Genomic DNA, 17,119 nt, shown 5'->3' on the forward strand with positions numbered 1-17,119 from the left:
TACAGAAAGCAGGACGCTCATGGCCGCACGGGGCAGACCACGCGGATTCGACACGGACGAGGCGCTCGACCGCGCCGTCGAGGTGTTCTGGCGGCAAGGCTACGAGGGCACCACGCTCGACGACCTCACCACCGCGATGGGCATCAACCGGCCCAGCCTGTACGCGGCCTTCGGCAACAAGGAGGCGACCTTCCGCCGGGCCGTCGAGCGGTACGCCGAGATCGACATGGCCTACGTCGGGGAGGCGCTGGAGCAGCCCACCGCTCGCGCCGTCGCCGAGCACTACCTCCGGAGCAACGTCGCCGCGATCACGATGCCGGGCCGGCCGCCCGGGTGCCTCTCGATCCAGGGCGGGCTCTCCGGCAGCCCGGAGGACGAGCGGATCGTCCGGTTCCTCGCCGACAGCAGGGATGCCGGGGAGCGGCGGCTCGCCGAGCGGTTCCGGCGCGCGATCGCGGAGGGAGACCTCGACGCGGACGAGCGACCGGACGAACTCGCCAAGTACCTGTCGACGGTGAGCACGGGGCTCGCGGTCCAGGCGTCGGCCGGGGCGTCCCGCGCATCCCTCATGCGGGTCGTCGAGCGGGCGCTTCTCGCGTTCCCCTAGGCATCGGGCGCGGCGACCGCCGGCGGCGCCGTGCTCGCGCGGACTACCAGCCGGGTCTCCATCACGGACGACCGCACGGGCTCCGGGTGACCCTCGATCTCGGCGATCAGCAGTTCCAGCGCGCGGCGGCCGATCGCCTCGAACTCCTGGTGGATGGTCGTCAGCGGCGGCCAGAACGAATCGGACTCGGCCATGTCGTCGAAGCCGACCACGCTGACATCCTCCGGCACGCGCCGGCCCGCCTCGTGGAGGGCGCGCAACACCCCGAGCGCCATCTGGTCGTTCGCGGCGAACACGGCCGTGATCTCCGGGCGGGAGGCGATCTCCTGTCCATGGCGGTAGCCCGCCGCCGTGGACCAGTCGCCGCGGAGCACCTCCGGGACCGGCGCGCCGGCCTCCTCGAGCGTCCTGCGCCACGACTCCTCGCGCCGGGCGGCCGAGTACGACTCCGCTGGTCCGGAGATGTGCCACACCGTGCGATGCCCGAGCTCGAGCAGGTGCTCCGTCGCCTGGCGGGCGCCATCCGCCTGGTCCGTGTCGACCTGCGGATAGTCCCGGCGTTCGGTGGAGTCGACCACGACGACCGAGAGGCCGGACGGGAGCTCGACATCGGAGCGGTCCGCGATGTGCGCCTCCAGCACGACGATGATGCCGTCGACAGCCTGCTCGAGGAGTCGGCTGAACGCGGCGCTCACGTCGCGCTGCGTCGGCTGTTCGACCGGGACGACGGTGATCGAGTACCCCGCCTTGGCGGCCGAGACGGCGATCGCGTCCAGGGTGCGCATGTTGCCGTAGGAGGACAGGGTGAACATCATCACGCCGATGTTCCGGAACCGCCCGGAGCGCAGGGCGCGCGCGGCGCGGTTGGGCCGGTAGCCCAGCGCCTGCATGGAGTCGAGGACGCGGCGCCGGGTGGACTCCTCCACGTTCGTCAGCCCGTTCGCGACGCGCGAGACGGTCTGCGTCGAGACGCCCGCGTGCGCGGCGACATCGCCCAGGGACGGCCCGCGCTTGCGGGCCGATCCGGCGGACGTGATCGCGGCGACCGGCTCAGTCATTCCACACCTTCATTGCGTTCATAGCATCCCAGAGACTTGCACTGTGTTGACGTCAACATGTTAGAGTAGCGCCCACGATGTTGACGTAAACATCCGAACCGACCCAGAACCCGGGGAAGAAATGACAACGACGTCTCTCACGCAGTCGACCGCACCGGGAGGTGCCCGCAGCCTCCGTCGCACCCGCCGCGACTGGCGCGGCTGGGCCTTCGTCGCACCCTTCATGGTCGTCTTCGCGGCGATGATCATCGCTCCGGTGCTCTACGCGCTCTACCTGAGCCTGTTCCGCCAGCAGCTCATCGGCGGCAACGCCTTCGTCGGACTCGGCAACTACCTCGCCGTCCTCCAGGACGACAAGTTCTGGACCTCGCTCGGTCGCGTCGCGCTGTTCCTGCTCGTGCAGGTCCCGGTGATGCTTGCCCTGTCGTTGATCGCCGCGCTCGCCCTCGACAGCGCCCGCCTGCACGGCGCCGGATTCTTCCGGATCGCGCTGTTCCTCCCCTACGCCGTCCCGAGCGTCGTGGCCGCCCTCATCTGGGGATTCATCTACGGCGACCAGTTCGGGCTGACCGCCGGCGTCAACCAGTTGCTCGGCACGGGCCTCGCGCCGCTGAGCGGGCAGTGGGTGCTCGCCTCCATCGGCAACATCGTGACCTGGGAGTTCATGGGCTACAACATGCTCATCTTCTACGCGGCGCTCCGCGTCATCCCGGCGGAACTGTACGAAGCGGCCGAGATCGACGGCGCGGGCGCGTTCCGCACGGTGTTCAGCATCAAGCTGCCCGCCATCCGCGGTGCACTGGTGATCGCGACGATCTTCTCGATCATCGGCAGCTTCCAGCTCTTCAATGAGCCGAACCTGCTCAAGCAGCTCGCACCCAACGCGATCAGCAGCTACTTCACCCCGAACATGTACGCCTACAACCTCTCGTTCGCCGGGCAGCAGTTCAACTACGCCGCGACGGTGGCGATCGTGATGGGCGTCTTCACGGCCGTGATCGCCTACGTCGTGCAACTGCGCGGCACCAGGAAGGAGCTCCGCTGATGGCCGCGGTCACCGACACCAGGAGCACGCGCACCCGCAAGCCGCCGTCGCGGGCCGCCGCGCGCGTCCGCGCCGGAGCATCCTCCGACCGCCGCGTGCGCAAGTCGCCGGTCCTGACGATCGTCATGGTGCTGTTCGTCATTTACTCACTCGTCCCGCTGATCTGGCTGGTCGTGAACGCGACGAAGAGCCAGCCGGACCTGTACTCGTCCTTCGGGCTGTGGTTCGGCAAGGACTTCACCCTCTTTCAGAACATCGCGGACACCTTCACGTATCGCGGCGGCATCTTCGTGCAGTGGCTCGGCAACACGCTGCTCTACGTGGTTGTCGGTGCGGGCGGTGCGACCCTGCTCGCCACGGTCGCCGGTTACGGACTGGCGAAGTACGACTTCCCCGGCAAGCGGGCCGTCTTCGCCGTCATCCTGGGCGCGATCGCGGTCCCGGGGACCGCGCTGGCCGTCCCGACCTTCCTGATGTTCAGCCAGGCCGGGCTCACCAACACCCCGTGGGCGATCATCCTGCCCTCGCTGATCAGCCCCTTCGGGCTGTACCTGATCTGGACGTATGCGACGGAGGCCGTCCCCACCGAGCTGCTCGAGGCGGCGAGGATGGACGGCGCCGGGGAGTTCCGCACGTTCTTCACGATCTCGCTGCGGCTCCTCGCCCCCGGGATCGTCACGGTCGCGCTCTTCGCGATCGTCGCCACCTGGAACAACTACTTCCTGCCGCTCATCATGCTGAGCGATCCGACCTGGTACCCGCTGACGGTCGGACTCAGCCAGTGGAGCGCGCAGGCGACCGGGGTCGGCGCCCAGCCGATCTTCAACCTCGTGATCACCGGATCCCTCATCACGATCGTCCCGATCGTGGCCGCGTTCCTGGTGCTCCAGCGCTACTGGCAGTCGGGCCTGGCCGCCGGAAGCGTCAAGCAGTAACCGCAATCGCATTCCACAAAGAAGTGAAAGGAAGCTCATGAAGCGCACACTCGCGTCCCGGCACCTCCGCCGGCTCGTCACCGCGGCGGTCGTCAGCGCCGTCGTCGGCGTCTCGCTCGCCGCCTGCTCCGGCGGCACCTCGTCGGGCGGCGGAAGCGCCTCGGACATCGACGCAGCCCTCAAGCAGGGCGGGACGATCACCTACTGGTCGTGGACCCCGTCGGCGGAGGCCCAGGTCGCCGCGTTCGAGAAGCAGTACCCGAAGGTGAAGGTCAAGCTGGTGAACGCCGGCACCAACACCACCGAGTACACGAAGCTGCAGAACGCGATCAAGGCAGGCTCCGGCGGTCCGGATGTCGCGCAGGTCGAGTACTACGCCATCCCGCAGTTCGCCCTGTCCGACTCCCTCGTCGACCTGAAGCAGTACGGCTTCGACAAGCTCAAGGGCGACTACACCCCGGGCCCCTGGGGCTCGGTCAACGTGGACGGCAAGCTCGTGGGCCTCCCGCAGGACTCCGGTCCCATGGCGATGTTCTACAACAAGACCGTCTTCGACAAGCACGGCATCGCCGTCCCGAAGACGTGGGACGAGTACGTCGCCGCCGCGCAGAAGCTGCACGCGGCCGACCCCAACGCCTACATCACCAGCGACTCGGGCGACTCCGGCTTCACCACCTCGATGATCTGGCAGGCCGGCGGCCGTCCGTTCTCGGTGAACGGCACCAAGGCGACGATCGACCTGCAGGACGACGGCACGAAGAAGTGGACGGGCACCTGGGACAAGCTCGTCGAGGGCAAGCTGCTCTCGAGCGTCCCCGGGTGGAGCGACGACTGGTTCAAGGCACTGGGCAACGGCTCCATCGCGACCCTGGTGACCGGAGCGTGGATGCCCGGTGTGCTGGAGTCGTCGGTGAAGGACGGCGCCGGGCAGTGGCGCGTCGCGCCGGTCCCGACCTACGACGGGACCCCCAGCAACGCCGAGAACGGCGGCGGCGGCCAGGTCGTGCTCAAGCAGAGCAAGAACCAGGCGCTCGCGGCCGGCTTTCTGAAGTGGCTGAACAACGACGAGGACAGCATCAAGGTCTTCCTGCAGTCCGGCGGCTTCCCGTCGACCACGAAGGACCTGAACTCGTCCGACTTCCTCGCGTCCGCGCCCGACTACTTCGGCGGCCAGAAGATCAACGAGGTTCTCGTCGACGGCGCGAAGAACGTCTCCACCGGCTGGCAGTACCTGCCGTTCCAGGTCTACGCGAACAGCATCTTCGGCGACACCGTCGGCCAGTCGTACACCTCGAACTCCAGCCTCGACCCGGGCCTGAAGGCCTGGCAGAAGGCGCTGGTCGAGTACGGCAACCAGCAGGGCTTCACGGTCACCGGCAAGTAGCACGAACGTGGCCGGCCGCGCACGTCGCGGCCGGCCACGCCCTTCCCCACCCTTTTCAGGAGAACCATGACCACCTTCGAGATCGCGGGAGACGACTTCGTCCTCGACGGCGAGCCGTACCGCATCCTCTCGGGCGCGATCCACTACTTCCGGGTTCACCCCGACGACTGGGCGGACCGCATCCACAAGGCGCGCCTGATGGGCCTGAACACGATCGAGACCTACGTGCCGTGGAACGCGCACGAGCCGCGGCCGGGCGACTGGCGCGCCGACGGACCGCTGGACCTCGGCCGGTTCCTGCGCACGATCGCCGACGAGGGGATGCACGCCATCGTGCGCCCGGGGCCCTACATCTGCGCCGAATGGGACAACGGCGGCCTGCCCGCGTGGCTGTTCACCGACCCGGAGGTGGGAATCCGTCGCTCCGAGCCGAAGTTCGTCGCCGCGCTCACGGAGTACCTGCGCAACGTGCTCGACATCGTCGCGCCGCTGCAGGTCGCCGAAGGCGGACCCGTGCTGCTGGTGCAGGTCGAGAACGAGTACGGCGCCTACGGCGACGACAAGGCGTACCTGCAGCAGCTGGTCGAGGTGATCCGGGATGCGGGCATCACCGTCCCGCTCACCACGGTCGATCAGCCGCAGGACGACATGCTCGAGAACGGGTCGCTGCCCGGACTGCTCAAGACCGCGTCCTTCGGCTCGCGCTCGCGGGAACGCCTGGCGACTCTCCGCCGGCATCAGCCGACCGGGCCGCTGATGTGCTCGGAGTTCTGGGACGGCTGGTTCGACAGCTGGGGCACCCACCACCACACCACCCCGGTGGAGGAGTCGGCCGCCGAACTGGATGCGCTGCTCGCGCTGGGCGCGTCGGTCAACCTCTACATGTTCCACGGCGGCACGAACTTCGGCTTCACGAACGGCGCCAACGACAAGGGCGTCTACCAGCCGATCGTGACCAGCTACGACTACGACGCCCCGCTCGACGAGGCGGGAGAGCCGACGGAGAAGTTCTGGGCGTTCCGCGACGTGATCGCCAAGTACGCGCCGGTTCCGTCGCTGGAGCCCGTCGCCGCAGCCGCGGCGCCCGCGTTCACGGTGCCGTTCGACTCCGCCGTGCCGCTGTGGGCGGTCGCCGACCGGCTCGGCGAATGGTCGCACACCGACTCCCTCCCGAGCTTCGACCAGCTCGGTCACTACAGCGGGCTGGGCGTGTACCGGACCGAGATCGACACGACCGAGCCCGCGGTCCTCGAGTTCGGCGAGGTGCGCGACCGCGCCTACGTCTCGGTCGGCAGCAGTCGCCTCGGCGTGCTCGCCCGCGACCACCACGACTCAGCGATCTCCCTCTCCCCCAGCCGCGGAACGCTCACCGTGCTGGTGGAGGATCAGGGACGGGTCGACTACGGTCCCCGCATCGGTGAGTCGAAGGGGCTGATCGGACCCGTGCAGCTGAACGGCGAGGAGCTTCGCCGGTGGAGCGTGCTGCCGCTTCAGCTGTCGTCGATCGAGCCGGTGCGGGAGGCGCTGGACGCGTCGGCCGCGTCGGATCCTTCCCCCGAGCGCCTTGCCGGCCCGGTGTTCGCCCGCGCGATATTCGACCTCGACGAGCCGGGCCAGCTGGTCCTCGACACGACAGCCTGGGGCAAGGGCGTTGCGTGGATCAACGGCTTCAACCTGGGTCGCTACTGGACCCGCGGACCGCAGGAGACCCTGTACGTCCCGCGCGGAGTGCTGCGAGCCGGCCGCAACGAACTCGTCGTGCTCGAGCTCGAGTCGGCCGCCGAGGCGATCGCCGCCTTCGTCCCCGAGCCGCGGCTGGGGCACACGGAGGTCTGAGCGATCAGGATGCGGGCGATGCCGCGGCCGCCGGCGCGGTCGCAGCCCGGTGCCGACGGCTGAGCACGGCGACGCAGACGGCGATCGCCACGAACAGCACGAGGCTGACCGGGCCGGTGCCGAGCGCGAGGCCGCCGCGGGCGTGTGACACGGCCAGGCCGTCGGACACCGAAGCGCCGAAGGGGCGCGTGAGGACGTACGACATCCAGAAGGCGGCCGTCGCTCCCAGCCCCCACCAGCGGTAGGCGATCCCCGGGATGGCGAACAGGATCCCGAAGACCAGGGCGGACGCGAAGTAGCCGAGCCCGAAGGTCACCGCGGTCAGGTCGCCGAGGGCGGTGCCCAGCGCGAAGGTCCCCAGCACCGCGCACCAGTAGAAGGTCTCGCGGGCCCGGGTGTCGATCCGGTGCACGGAGAGCGTGCGCTGGGTCGTGTACCAGAGCACGAAGACGGCAGCGAGAACCACGGCGAAGACGACGGTCGACACCAGGTACGGAACACCGAGCTCGACGTGCAGGACGTCGGCCACCATCGTCCCGAAGACCGCGACCATGAGCACCGCGAGCCAGTACACCCACGGGATGTACCGCCGGACGACGAACTGCAGCACCAGCGCCGCCGCGAACAGCACGAAAGCACCGCCGACCGCCACGAACGGATCGATCGTCTTGACCAGGAAGTCGGAGGTCGTTTCGCCCATCGCGGTCGTCAGCAGCTTCGTCACCCAGAACAGGGCGGTGACCGCGGGGACCTTGTTGCGCATCCACCCAGCATCCCGGACGCGCGGGCAGCCACCCTGGGCGCGGGTGGCGAACCGCTGAGAGGACTCAGAGGAAGGAGTCAGCCGAACTCCAGCGCCCGGGCGCCGCATGCGGGGTGAGCGCGTGCTGCAGCGCGAGCGTCGCAGCACCGCCCGCGGCCGCATCCAGCCCGGGATCGGCCAGCTCGATGACCACGGGATGGATGGCGCGGGTGCGCGCGAACTGCGAGACGTACGCACGGATCTCCCGGACGTACAGGGCGCCCGCGTCGGCGAACCCGGGCCCCGCGAGGACGATGCGGTCGAGGTCGAGCACGTTCACGATCGAGAGCACCGCGGCCGCTACGTACCGCGCAGACCGCTTGATGAGCTCGCAGCAGCGCGACTCGCCCTGGGCGGCGGCGCGGGCGATGGCCTCGAAGTCGGCGCGGAACCGCTGCGGGTCGCGCGTCAGGTTCAGCTGCTCGGCCAGGTCGTCGTCCTCGAGCGCCTGGGCGACCACTGCCCGCGGTGCGGCCAGCATCTCCAGGCAGCCCCGGGCTCCGCACCAGCACTGCGGCCCGTCGATGTCGATCACCATGTGGCCGATCTCGCCGACGTTCGACGACGCCCCGCGGGCGACGCTGCCGCCGACCATCAGGCCGAGTCCGAAGCCGTTGGACAGGTACAGCGTGGCGAAGTCCTGGGTGGCGGGGACGCGTCCCGCCCAGTACTGGCCGAGTGCGGCGCAGGCGGCGTCGTTGTCGCGCACCACGGGAAGCCCGATCCGCGGCTCGAGCGCCTGGCTCAGCGCGAAGGACTCCCACTCGGTGGCGGTGAGCGACAGGCGCTCGGCGCCCGCACCGAGGTCGAGACCGGCCCCCGCGACGCCGACGCCGACCACCGACTCCAGCGCGATGTCGAGCTGGACGAGGAGCTGGCCCAGCTCCCGGGCGATGCGCGCGACATCCTCGCTCGGCCCGGCCTGCTCGATACCGGGCGACACCAGCCGGCCGATGACGTTGCCGGCGAGGTCGGTGACGACGTACGTGAGGCGGCCCGCGTCCAGCGACAGCCCGACGGCGAAGCGTCCTGTCGTATTGAGTTCGAGGAGGCTGCTGCGCTTGCCGCCGGTCGACTCGCTGAACCCGGTCTCGATGACCAGGCCGTCCTCGATCAGCGACTTCACGATGCGCGTGATCGAGGTTGCGGTGAGGCCCGAGCGTTCCGCGAGCTCGGTGCGCGTCACCGTGCCGCCGGAGCGCACCATGTCGAGCACGGCGCTCCGGGTGTTCGCGGATGATGGTCCCAGCCGTCGTGCCGGGGGCGTCATGTCGTCTCCCGGACGACGACCACGGGCTCCGGTGCCGCGACGGGACGGAAGTCGTCGTCGTGGATGGCGGCGAGCGCCGCCGTGCCGAGCAGGGAGCCGATCTCGCGGCCGTGCCGGTCGATCGCCGTGATGGGACGGCTCGCGCTCTGGCAGACCAGGGAGTCGCTCCAGCAGATCAGCGAGACCGCTGCAGGGACGGGAACGCCCCGCTCTTCCAGTGCCTCGAGCGCTGCGACGGCGTCGTGGTCGCTGTCGAAGACGAGGGCGGTCGGGTTCTCGGACGAGCTCTCCTCGCCGATCCGGACCGCCGCGCCGACGACGTCGGGCGTCTGGACGGTCTCGATCGTGCGCTCACCGGAGCCGGCCTCGCTGACGAGCGGCTCGGGGGTCAGCTTGCCGGTGACGTACACCCAGCGGCGGGCGGGATGCGCGGCCAGGTACGCGGCGAGCGCGCGCGACGCGGCCGCCGCATCCACCGTCACGGCCGGGAAGTCCGGCTCGGCGACGGCCGGGGCGAGAGCGACGAACGGCATGTCGATCTGGCGCAGCAGCCGGATGCGCGCATCCGCTTCGACGGCGCCCAGGACGATCACGCCGGCGATGCCGCCGACGCGCGCCCACAGCCGGTAGGTGCGCAGCTCGGAGTCCTCGTCGTCGACGGAGCGGGTGATGAAGCGCATCCCCGCCGCGAGCAGCGGACCCGCGATGGCGCGGACGATCGCCGAGGCGACAGGGTCACGGTCGCGACCATGGCGGATCACCAGGCCGATCGACGCTGCTGTATCCGTCATGGGCTCACCGCCTTCCCCTCGCGTCGTACAGGACCCCCGAGGAGAAGTCTGCCGGAAACGCGTGCCCGGCACCGAGTCCGGCGTGTCACTTGATGGCTCCCGCCGCCATGCCGCGCTCGAACTGCCGCTGCAGGGCGATGTACGCGACGATCGTCGGGATCGCGGTGATGACCGAGGCCGCGAGGATCTTCGGGGTGTCGTCGTTGTACTGCCGTCGGAAGAACTCCGGCAGCTGCGTGACCACGCCCATCCCGTCGTCGATGAGGAACACCTTGGGCAGCAGGTACGAGTTCCACGCGTAGATCAGCACGAGCACCATCAGCGCGACGGCGATCGGGCGCGACAGCGGAACCAGGATGGACCAGAAGACGCGCCACGTGCTCGCGCCGTCGATCCGCGCCGCCTCGAACACCGCATCCGGGATGCCGTCTACGTAGCCTCGGGCGATCAGGACGGTGAACGGGATCTGCAACGCCGCGATCGGCAGGATCACCGACCAGTAGGTTCCCAGCAGCCCGAGCTTCACGGCCGTCGTATAGAGAGGAGCGATCAGGACGACCTCGGGCAGCGTCAGCGCGGCCATCATGAGCCAGAAGTACAGCTCCTTCGCGCGCACCCGCAGCTTCGAGAAGCCGAATGCGGCCGCGAGCGTCGCCAGGTAGACGATGACGATGGAGGCGGCGGCGATGACGATCGTGTTGAAGAAGAACTTCCCGAAGCCGGGAACCTGCACGACGGCGACGTAGTTCCCCCACCCTGCGCCCTCGAAGCTGGTCTGCAGCATCGCGATGAGGGGGATCACGAACGGGATCACCGCGACCGTGAGGATGAGCTGCAGCAGGATGCGCGCGCGGCGCGAGCGGGTCTCAAACATCGGTCGCCTCCGTGCCCCGGCGGGGCTTGACGCGGGTCAGCCGTTCGCGACCGCGCAGTTGCATGAAGATGGACACCGCGACCGCGATCAGCAGCACGAGGATCGACAGCGCCGACGCGTAGCCGAGGTTGCGGTCGGTGCTCGCGGTCTCGCCGTAGATCATGGTCCCGAGGAACTCGGAAGAGTGCGCCGGGCCGCCCTGCGTGATCAGCCAGGGGTTGTCGAACAGCTTGAGCGCGGTGATGAAGTTGAGGATCGCGAGCGACACGATGATCGGCTTCAGGGTGGGAAGGACGATCGAGAACAGGACCCGGAAGTTGCCTGCGCCGTCCAGCCGGCCGGCCTCGATGAGCTCGGGGTCGATCTGCGACATCCCCGCGTACAGCAGGATGAAGCCGTAGCCGATCGCGCCCCAGCATCCGACCATCACGACGACGAGCAGCGAGGTGGTCGACTGGCCGATCCAGGGCTGCTGCAGCGATGAGAGCCCGAAGAAGCCGAGGATGCTGTTGACCGTGCCGTCGCTCTGCCAGACCTGGATCTGGGCAGGGGCCAGAGTGGCCGGCGCCACGACGACCGGGATGACGACGAGCACCTTGTAGAGGTTGGCGAACCGCACCTTCGAGTGCATCGCCGCTGCGAACAGCGTCCCGCCGATCACCTGCACGATGAACACGACGACGAAGTAGATGAGCGTGTTGCGGAGAGAGGTCCACAGCACCGGGTCCTGCAGGGCGGTGATGTAGTTGCCGAAGCCCACCGGGGTCATCAGCGCCCGGCCGCCCGGCCAGGAGAAGAAGGACAGGTAGCCCGAGTAGATGATGCTGTAGTAGATCAGACCGACGGAGATGGCGAACGCCGGAAGGATCCAGCGGATGCCCCCGGGGAGGAGGCGGGCGCGCCGTCTGGGGCGCCCGCCTCCCTTCACCACGGGTGTCTGGCGGTCGGATCCGATCCTGAGGTCCGAGACGGTCATCAGTTCGTCGATCCGTTCTGTCGGTTACGGGTTACTTCGTTCCGACCTTGCTGGCCACCGAAGAGGCCTGCTGGTCGTCGGCGATGCTCTTGATGGACTTGTTCACCGACGGGTCGAGCACCTGCTGGATGGCGACCACGATGGCGTCGAGCGACTTCTCGGTGGTCTGCCACTGGCGCGACTCGGTGGTGTCGCCGCTCTCCTTGATGAGCGTCTCGATCGCCGGACGCTGCACGGATTCGTCGACGAGCTTGATCGACGACCACTCCGGAGTGGTGCCCTTGAGCGCGGGAAGCAGGTCGAGCGCGTTGGCGACGTTCTGCTGGCCGTCCTTGTTGAGCGTCATCCACGAGACGAACGTCTTCGCCGGACCGATGTTCTTCGAGCCGGAGTTGATGGCCAGACCGTAGTCGGCCTCACCGAAGTAGGTGCTCTTGTGGCCCTCACCTGCGACATCCGGGAACTGCGCGGGCAGCTGGACGAAGCAGGTCGGGTTGGTCACGCCCGCGGCCTCCATCGAGGTCTTGCAGGAGTCGGCGCCCGCGTACTGCGTGTACCAGAAGCCCATCTGGACCATCGCGGCGTTCCCCTTCATGAACTCGTTGTTCGCCAGGGGGTACTGCGGGCCGTCGAGCGCGTTGGGGGCGATGATGCCGTCGGTCTTCATCTTCTTGATGATCTCGAGCACCTTGACGCCCTGCTCGTCATTCCACTTGGCCTTGCCGGTGGCCGCCTTGATGAAGAAGTCCGGGTCGACCGTGTTCGCGATCGAGTGGTACATCTCGGTCGGGAAGGTGTCCTTGCCGCCGGCGCCCATCGTGAAACAGGTCTTGCCGATGGCGGTGACCTTCTTGCAGGTGTCCACCCAGGACGCGTAGTCGGTCGGCACCTTCGCGCCGGCCTGGTCGAGGATGTTCTTGTTGTACCAGAGGAAGCCTGCCGACATCCCGCCGAGGGGCAGCGAGACGAAGCGACCGTCGGAGCTGGTCAGCTGCTTCACGTAGGAGCCGCCGATCTTGTCCTTCCAGTCCGAGCCGAGGGTGTCCTTGGCCAGCGACGTCAGGTCGAGCGCGTAGGGACCCCAGGTGTCCGGCGACCCGCCTGCCGGAGAGAGGTCGAACACGTCCGGTCCCTTGCCCGAGTCGAGGGCCGGGGTGATCGTGTTGCGGTAGTCGACGTTCTCGAAGTTCTTGTAGGTGACCTTGATCTTCGGGTACTGCTTGTTGAACTCCGCGATGTACTTCTCGGCCACCGGAGTGTCGGGCGTCCAGCCCCACCAGGTGACCGATCCGGACTTCGCCGCCTTGACGTCCGAGCCCTGATCGCCGGACGAGCCGGTGCAGCCGGTGATCGCCAGGACGGCGGCCGCAGCGACCGCTGCCGCGGAAATGAACCGCGTACGCATCATTGTGATTCCTCCACCTCATTGTGCTGATCGAAAGTGCACAGCGGCGCACGTTCGGGGCGAGCCTATACAGGGCTTCCGACCCGACGCAATAGTTAAAACCTTTTTGTCATAAACTTGTCCTCGGGCTGTAGGGTTGCGTCTACCGCCGCTTTCTCGGGCCGGATGCGCTTAGTTGCATACGTTGAGATAGTTGGCTTCCAGCGCAGAAAGGACCACCCCGTTGGCTATCGAATCCGTACTCGTGAACGTCTCGGACGTCGCACGTTCCGTGGAGTTCTACCGTCGTCATCTCGGCGCCGTCGTCGTCGACAGCGACCAGGAGCGAGCCGAACTCGACCTTGTCACCGCATGTCTCGTGCTCACCCGCGTCGACTCCCCGGCGGAGTCCACATGGATCGGCGACGACCTGCAGCGCGGCTTCCGGCACGTCGGCTTCAAGGTTTCCGACCTGGACGCCCGGGTCGACGCCCTCCACGACGCCGGTGTGCCCTTCCACCTCGAACCGATCCACGCCGAGGGGGAGGTGCGCATCACCTTCTTCTACGATCCGGACGGCACGCTGCTCGAACTCGTGGAGGGCCCGCTGCAGTACCACGAGGTCTACGACCGCCCGGCGGTCGAGCAGGACTGGGGACTCGGCGATCCCGACCGGCCCCGCTTCGACCATGTCGCCGAGACCGTCGCCGACCTCGAGGCGACGAAGGACCACTACGCGAAGCTCGGCTACCTGCTGATGTCGGGCATCCACCAGCCCAGCGACGACCGGGGCTTCGAGATCAACTTCCTCCGAGCCGGCGACAGCTCGCTCGAGATCTTCACCTACGAGCGCGCCGAGAAGTCCGTCCGTGCCCCGCAGTTGGATGCTCCCGGCTTCGTCGCGGTCGCCTTCGCCGGCGACTCGGCGCCCGGCGCAGCGGTCGGCACCGCAGCCGGCCGCGAGGTCTACACCGACCCCGACGGCCTCCTGTACGTGATCGCACCGGCATGACGGAGAACGCACTCCGCCCGCTCGGCGCGACCGGGTTGCAGGTCAGCCGGGTGACGCTGGGCGGAGGTCCGCTCGGAAGCATGCCGGAGAACTTCGGCTATGCGGTCGCGGAGGCGGACGCCGTCGCGCTGGTGCAGGACGTGCTGCGCAGCGGCATCCGCACCATCGACACCTCCAACGGATACTCCGACGGTCGCAGCGAGGAGCGCATCGGGCGCGCCATCGCCGCGTTCGGCGGGATCCCGGCCGACGTGACGGTCATCACGAAGACCGACCAGAAAGAGGGGGATTACAGCGGCGAACGCGTGCGTCGTTCCCTCGCCGAGAGCTCTGAACGGCTAGGGATCAGCCCGCTCCCCCTGGTGCATCTGCACGATCCCGAGTTCCACGACTTCGCCGCGATGACCGCTCCCGGCGGCGCCGTCGACGCACTGGTGGCGGCGAAGGAGCGTGGGGAGGTGCAGCACATCGGACTCGCCGGAGGCGACGTCCACGAGATGCGGCGGTATCTGGACCTCGGCGTCTTCGAGGTGCTCCTGGTGCACAACCGCTGGACGCTGGTCGACCGCAGCGCCGGACCGCTGCTCGAGCGTGCGCGCGAACTGGGCGTGGGAGTCGTCAACGCGGCGGTCCTCGGCGGAGGCATCCTCGCCGACGAGACCGGCCGCAGGACCGACTACGGGTACCGGCCGGCCGGTCCCGAGACCCTCGAGGCCATCGCGCGGATGCGCGAGGTCTGCCGCCGCTGGGACACCACGCTCGCCGCGGCAGCACTCCGCTTCTCGACCCGCGACGACCGGTTCGCGAGCACCATCGTCGGGATCAGCAAGCCGGAGCGCATCCAGCAGACCCTCGACGCCGCGGCGCTCGACCGGCCGCAGGAGTTCTGGGACGAGCTCGAATCGCTCCTTCCCGCGCCCGAGAACTGGCTCGACGCCCGGCCCGCGCACTGACGCACGAACACCCACGCACGAACACCCCTACGAACCCCACCGAACACACCGAAAGCCGAGAACCACATGCCACTCGTCCGAATCGACATGCACACCCCGCTCGCAGAGCTGCGGCCGCAGATGAGCGAAGCCATCAACTCCGCCCTCGCGGACGGCTGGGGGATGCCCGCCGACGACCTGTTCCAGATCTTCCAGCTGCACGAGCAGGGTGACCTGTATTACAGCCGCACCTTCCCGGATGCGGACCGCACCGACATCGTCTTCATCAGCATCCTCGTCTACAACGGATACTCTCCAGAGGTGAAGCAGCGCGGCGCCGACCTGATCGTGGAGCGGCTCGCAGCCCTCGGGATCAAGCGGGACAACATCCTCATCTCCCTTTACGAGAACGGCGACGGCGACTGGCTCGCCCCGTCCAAGGAGCAGTGACAATGCGCAGAAGCGACCTTCCCGACGGCTTCGTCGTCGGAACGGCCACCGCGTCGTACCAGATCGAGGGCGCCACCCGGGAGGACGGGCGGGGTGACAGCATCTGGGACACCTTCGCGCGCGTCCCCGGCGCGATCGCCGACGGAACCACCGGCGACGTGGCCGACGACCACTATCACCGCTCCGCCGAGGACGTCGCCCTCATGGGCGACCTCGGGTTCGACGCCTACCGGTTCTCGATCGCGTGGCCGCGCATCCAGGCCGACGGGCGGGGAACGCCGAACAAGGCCGGGATCGACTTCTACCGCCGGCTGGCCGAGTCCCTGCTCGAGCGCGGCGTGACGCCGTGGGCGACGCTGTACCACTGGGACCTGCCGCAGGCGCTCGAGGACCGCGGCGGATGGCTGGAACGCGACACCGCCCTCCGCTTCGCCGACTACGCGCACGAGGTGGCCGACCGGCTGGGCGATGTCGTAACCGACTGGATCACGCTGAACGAGCCGTGGTGCTCGGCGTTCCTCGGCTACGCCAGCGGCCACCACGCTCCGGGCCGCACCCTCGGCTCGCGCTCCGCGCACGCGGCGCACCACCTGCTCCTCGGCCACGGCCTCGCCCTGGAAGCACTGCGGGACACCCGCCCGGAGGCCCGCGTCGGCACCACGCTGAACCTGTACTCGGTGCGTCCCGCCGGCGACTCGGAAGGGGATGCGGACGCCGCGCGCCGGATCGACGGCCTCAGCAACCGCTTCTTCCTCGACCCTGTGCTGCGCGGCTCGTACCCCGCGGACGTGCTCGACGACCTCGGCGAGACCGAGTGGTTCGCCGAGAACGCGACCGACGACGACCTGCGCCGCATCTCGGCGCCGATCGATTTCCTCGGCATCAACTACTACAGCCGGCACACCGTGGCATCCGGCTCCGTTCCCGGGCCGGACGCTCCGGCCAGTGCCTACCCCGGCAGCGAGCACGTCCGGTTCATCCAGACCGGTGCGCCGGTCACACAGATGGGCTGGGAGATCCACCCCGACGGGATGGTCGACGTGCTCCGCCAGGCGCACGAACTCGCGCCCGACCTCCCGCTGTACATCACCGAGAACGGCGCCGCCTACCCCGACCGGGTGGATGCGGACGGCGAGATCGACGACCCGGCGCGCGTGGACTACCTGCAGGCGCATTTCGAGGCGGCGCGCGATGCCGTCGACGCGGGCCTGCCGCTGCAGGGCTACTTCATCTGGTCGCTCATGGACAACTGGGAGTGGGCCTGGGGCTACTCCCGCCGGTTCGGCATCGTCCACGTCGACTACGACACGCAGAAGCGCACGCCCAAGCGCAGTGCGCGCTGGGTCGCGGACTTCCTCCGCAGCTGAGCCGCACGCCGACGCGTGCGCGGGTCAGCTCTGGCCGCGCCCGGTTTTCTGCTGCAAGCGGTCGATGTGCTCGGAGGCCTGGGCCTTCGTGAGGTCGGCGGGGAGCTCCTCGCCGGCCTCGCGTGCGAGGGTGTCGAGGTAACTGCGCTGGGAGGCGGTCATCGGCTCGTCGCCGGTGACCCACTCGGACGGGTCCTTGCTCGCCGGGTTGGCGTCGTCTCCGCCGCGCGCCCCCAGTACGTCGTCGCCGGATCCGTTCGAGGTGTCGCTGGTGTCGGTCATGACGGGCACAGTACGCCGAGCGGCCGACAGTGTCAGGGCGTCCCTGCGTCATTGCCGACGGGGCAGCGGAGGGCGTAGCGTGCCGCGCAGAACGGCTCGCCGACGAGCCGGGAA

17 protein-coding genes are annotated in these 17,119 nt (G+C 68.7%); 9 read left to right on the forward strand and 8 right to left on the reverse strand.

Annotated features, from left to right (window positions below; all coding sequences use genetic code 11):
- Positions 1 to 19 precede the first annotated feature (19 nt).
- Entirely contained in the window at positions 20 to 607 is a 588-nt protein-coding gene (locus QRN40_RS05405; protein ID WP_285114483.1) for a TetR/AcrR family transcriptional regulator, read from the forward strand.
- On the opposite strand, the gene QRN40_RS05410 is transcribed toward QRN40_RS05405, so the two are convergent.
- Positions 604 to 1,665 carry a LacI family DNA-binding transcriptional regulator gene (locus QRN40_RS05410; RefSeq protein ID WP_285114484.1) on the reverse strand — a complete coding sequence of 354 codons (1,062 nt, stop codon included), beginning with the start codon at positions 1,663 to 1,665 and terminating at the stop codon, positions 604 to 606. The two genes, QRN40_RS05405 and QRN40_RS05410, sit on opposite strands and share 4 nt — an antisense overlap.
- A gap of 121 nt (positions 1,666 to 1,786) precedes the next feature.
- Between QRN40_RS05410 and QRN40_RS05415 the strand changes: the two genes are divergently transcribed.
- The 4 genes from QRN40_RS05415 to QRN40_RS05430 all read left to right on the forward strand — a co-directional run bounded on the left by QRN40_RS05415 (position 1,787) and on the right by QRN40_RS05430 (position 6,865).
- Complete coding sequence (locus tag QRN40_RS05415; protein ID WP_285114485.1) at positions 1,787 to 2,710, forward strand: carbohydrate ABC transporter permease; 924 nt, start codon at positions 1,787 to 1,789, stop codon at positions 2,708 to 2,710.
- Positions 2,710 to 3,645: a carbohydrate ABC transporter permease gene (locus tag QRN40_RS05420; RefSeq protein WP_285114486.1), complete on the forward strand. Its 936-nt coding sequence runs from the start codon at positions 2,710 to 2,712 to the stop codon at positions 3,643 to 3,645. The genes QRN40_RS05415 and QRN40_RS05420 overlap by 1 nt, the downstream gene beginning before the upstream one ends.
- Positions 3,646 to 3,682: 37 nt before the next feature.
- The gene (locus QRN40_RS05425) at positions 3,683 to 5,029 is read left to right on the forward strand and encodes an ABC transporter substrate-binding protein (protein WP_285114487.1); all 1,347 of its coding nucleotides are present in this window, start codon (positions 3,683 to 3,685) and stop codon (positions 5,027 to 5,029) included.
- 66 nt (positions 5,030 to 5,095) lie between these two features.
- Positions 5,096 to 6,865 (forward strand): glycoside hydrolase family 35 protein, encoded by a 1,770-nt coding sequence (locus QRN40_RS05430; RefSeq protein WP_285114488.1) that lies wholly within the window; start codon positions 5,096 to 5,098, stop codon positions 6,863 to 6,865.
- A 4-nt stretch (positions 6,866 to 6,869) separates the two neighbouring features.
- Here QRN40_RS05430 and QRN40_RS05435 read toward each other — a convergent pair whose 3' ends face one another.
- The 6 genes from QRN40_RS05435 to QRN40_RS05460 form a co-directional block, all read right to left on the reverse strand.
- Positions 6,870 to 7,628 (reverse strand): COG4705 family protein, encoded by a 759-nt coding sequence (locus tag QRN40_RS05435; RefSeq protein WP_285114489.1) that lies wholly within the window; start codon positions 7,626 to 7,628, stop codon positions 6,870 to 6,872.
- Positions 7,629 to 7,692: 64 nt separating this feature from the next.
- Positions 7,693 to 8,937, reverse strand: a complete 1,245-nt coding sequence (locus tag QRN40_RS05440; RefSeq protein ID WP_285114490.1) for an ROK family transcriptional regulator — start codon at positions 8,935 to 8,937, stop codon at positions 7,693 to 7,695.
- Positions 8,934 to 9,728, reverse strand: coding sequence for a substrate-binding domain-containing protein (locus QRN40_RS05445; protein ID WP_285114491.1), 795 nt, complete (start codon positions 9,726 to 9,728; stop codon positions 8,934 to 8,936). The genes QRN40_RS05440 and QRN40_RS05445 overlap by 4 nt, the downstream gene beginning before the upstream one ends.
- Positions 9,729 to 9,813: 85 nt before the next feature.
- The gene (locus tag QRN40_RS05450; protein WP_285114492.1) at positions 9,814 to 10,602 is read right to left on the reverse strand and encodes a carbohydrate ABC transporter permease; all 789 of its coding nucleotides are present in this window, start codon (positions 10,600 to 10,602) and stop codon (positions 9,814 to 9,816) included.
- Positions 10,595 to 11,578 carry a carbohydrate ABC transporter permease gene (locus tag QRN40_RS05455; RefSeq protein WP_285114493.1) on the reverse strand — a complete coding sequence of 328 codons (984 nt, stop codon included), beginning with the start codon at positions 11,576 to 11,578 and terminating at the stop codon, positions 10,595 to 10,597. The genes QRN40_RS05450 and QRN40_RS05455 overlap by 8 nt, the downstream gene beginning before the upstream one ends.
- 31 nt (positions 11,579 to 11,609) lie before the next feature.
- Positions 11,610 to 12,986 carry an ABC transporter substrate-binding protein gene (locus tag QRN40_RS05460; protein ID WP_285114494.1) on the reverse strand — a complete coding sequence of 459 codons (1,377 nt, stop codon included), beginning with the start codon at positions 12,984 to 12,986 and terminating at the stop codon, positions 11,610 to 11,612.
- A 220-nt stretch (positions 12,987 to 13,206) separates the two neighbouring features.
- Here QRN40_RS05460 and QRN40_RS05465 point away from each other — a divergent pair, with 220 nt between their 5' ends.
- The 4 genes from QRN40_RS05465 (at position 13,207) to QRN40_RS05480 (ending at position 16,723) form a co-directional block, all read left to right on the forward strand.
- Positions 13,207 to 13,974: a VOC family protein gene (locus QRN40_RS05465; RefSeq protein WP_285114495.1), complete on the forward strand. Its 768-nt coding sequence runs from the start codon at positions 13,207 to 13,209 to the stop codon at positions 13,972 to 13,974.
- Positions 13,971 to 14,927 carry an aldo/keto reductase gene (locus tag QRN40_RS05470; RefSeq protein WP_285114496.1) on the forward strand — a complete coding sequence of 319 codons (957 nt, stop codon included), beginning with the start codon at positions 13,971 to 13,973 and terminating at the stop codon, positions 14,925 to 14,927. Before QRN40_RS05465 ends, QRN40_RS05470 begins: the two co-directional genes overlap by 4 nt.
- 66 nt (positions 14,928 to 14,993) lie before the next feature.
- Entirely contained in the window at positions 14,994 to 15,356 is a 363-nt protein-coding gene (locus QRN40_RS05475) for a tautomerase family protein (RefSeq protein ID WP_285114497.1), read from the forward strand.
- A 2-nt stretch (positions 15,357 to 15,358) separates the two neighbouring features.
- The gene (locus tag QRN40_RS05480; RefSeq protein WP_285114498.1) at positions 15,359 to 16,723 is read left to right on the forward strand and encodes a GH1 family beta-glucosidase; all 1,365 of its coding nucleotides are present in this window, start codon (positions 15,359 to 15,361) and stop codon (positions 16,721 to 16,723) included.
- 24 nt (positions 16,724 to 16,747) lie between these two features.
- Here QRN40_RS05480 and QRN40_RS05485 read toward each other — a convergent pair whose 3' ends face one another.
- A complete protein-coding gene (locus QRN40_RS05485) occupies positions 16,748 to 17,005 on the reverse strand; it encodes a DUF3072 domain-containing protein (protein ID WP_285114499.1) in 258 nt (85 codons plus the stop codon).
- Positions 17,006 to 17,119: the final 114 nt, after the last annotated feature.

The sequence above is a fragment of the Leifsonia sp. fls2-241-R2A-40a genome, assembly GCF_030209575.1.
Classification (GTDB): domain Bacteria; phylum Actinomycetota; class Actinomycetes; order Actinomycetales; family Microbacteriaceae; genus Leifsonia.

Bases quoted from the DNA above. Each gene is read 5' to 3' on its own strand.
- QRN40_RS05430 (WP_285114488.1), top strand. From the start codon at position 5,096: ATGACCACCTTCGAGATCGCGGGAGACGACTTCGTCCTCGACGGCGAG.
- QRN40_RS05485 (WP_285114499.1), bottom strand. From the start codon at position 17,005: ATGACCGACACCAGCGACACCTCGAACGGATCCGGCGACGACGTACTG.
- QRN40_RS05410 (WP_285114484.1), bottom strand. From the start codon at position 1,665: ATGACTGAGCCGGTCGCCGCGATCACGTCCGCCGGATCGGCCCGCAAG.
- QRN40_RS05425 (WP_285114487.1), top strand. From the start codon at position 3,683: ATGAAGCGCACACTCGCGTCCCGGCACCTCCGCCGGCTCGTCACCGCG.
- QRN40_RS05470 (WP_285114496.1), top strand. From the start codon at position 13,971: ATGACGGAGAACGCACTCCGCCCGCTCGGCGCGACCGGGTTGCAGGTC.
- QRN40_RS05440 (WP_285114490.1), bottom strand. From the start codon at position 8,937: ATGACGCCCCCGGCACGACGGCTGGGACCATCATCCGCGAACACCCGG.
- QRN40_RS05480 (WP_285114498.1), top strand. From the start codon at position 15,359: ATGCGCAGAAGCGACCTTCCCGACGGCTTCGTCGTCGGAACGGCCACC.
- QRN40_RS05405 (WP_285114483.1), top strand. From the start codon at position 20: ATGGCCGCACGGGGCAGACCACGCGGATTCGACACGGACGAGGCGCTC.
- QRN40_RS05460 (WP_285114494.1), bottom strand. From the start codon at position 12,986: ATGATGCGTACGCGGTTCATTTCCGCGGCAGCGGTCGCTGCGGCCGCC.
- QRN40_RS05450 (WP_285114492.1), bottom strand. From the start codon at position 10,602: ATGTTTGAGACCCGCTCGCGCCGCGCGCGCATCCTGCTGCAGCTCATC.
- QRN40_RS05420 (WP_285114486.1), top strand. From the start codon at position 2,710: ATGGCCGCGGTCACCGACACCAGGAGCACGCGCACCCGCAAGCCGCCG.
- QRN40_RS05415 (WP_285114485.1), top strand. From the start codon at position 1,787: ATGACAACGACGTCTCTCACGCAGTCGACCGCACCGGGAGGTGCCCGC.
- QRN40_RS05455 (WP_285114493.1), bottom strand. From the start codon at position 11,578: ATGACCGTCTCGGACCTCAGGATCGGATCCGACCGCCAGACACCCGTG.
- QRN40_RS05435 (WP_285114489.1), bottom strand. From the start codon at position 7,628: ATGCGCAACAAGGTCCCCGCGGTCACCGCCCTGTTCTGGGTGACGAAG.
- QRN40_RS05445 (WP_285114491.1), bottom strand. From the start codon at position 9,728: ATGACGGATACAGCAGCGTCGATCGGCCTGGTGATCCGCCATGGTCGC.
- QRN40_RS05475 (WP_285114497.1), top strand. From the start codon at position 14,994: ATGCCACTCGTCCGAATCGACATGCACACCCCGCTCGCAGAGCTGCGG.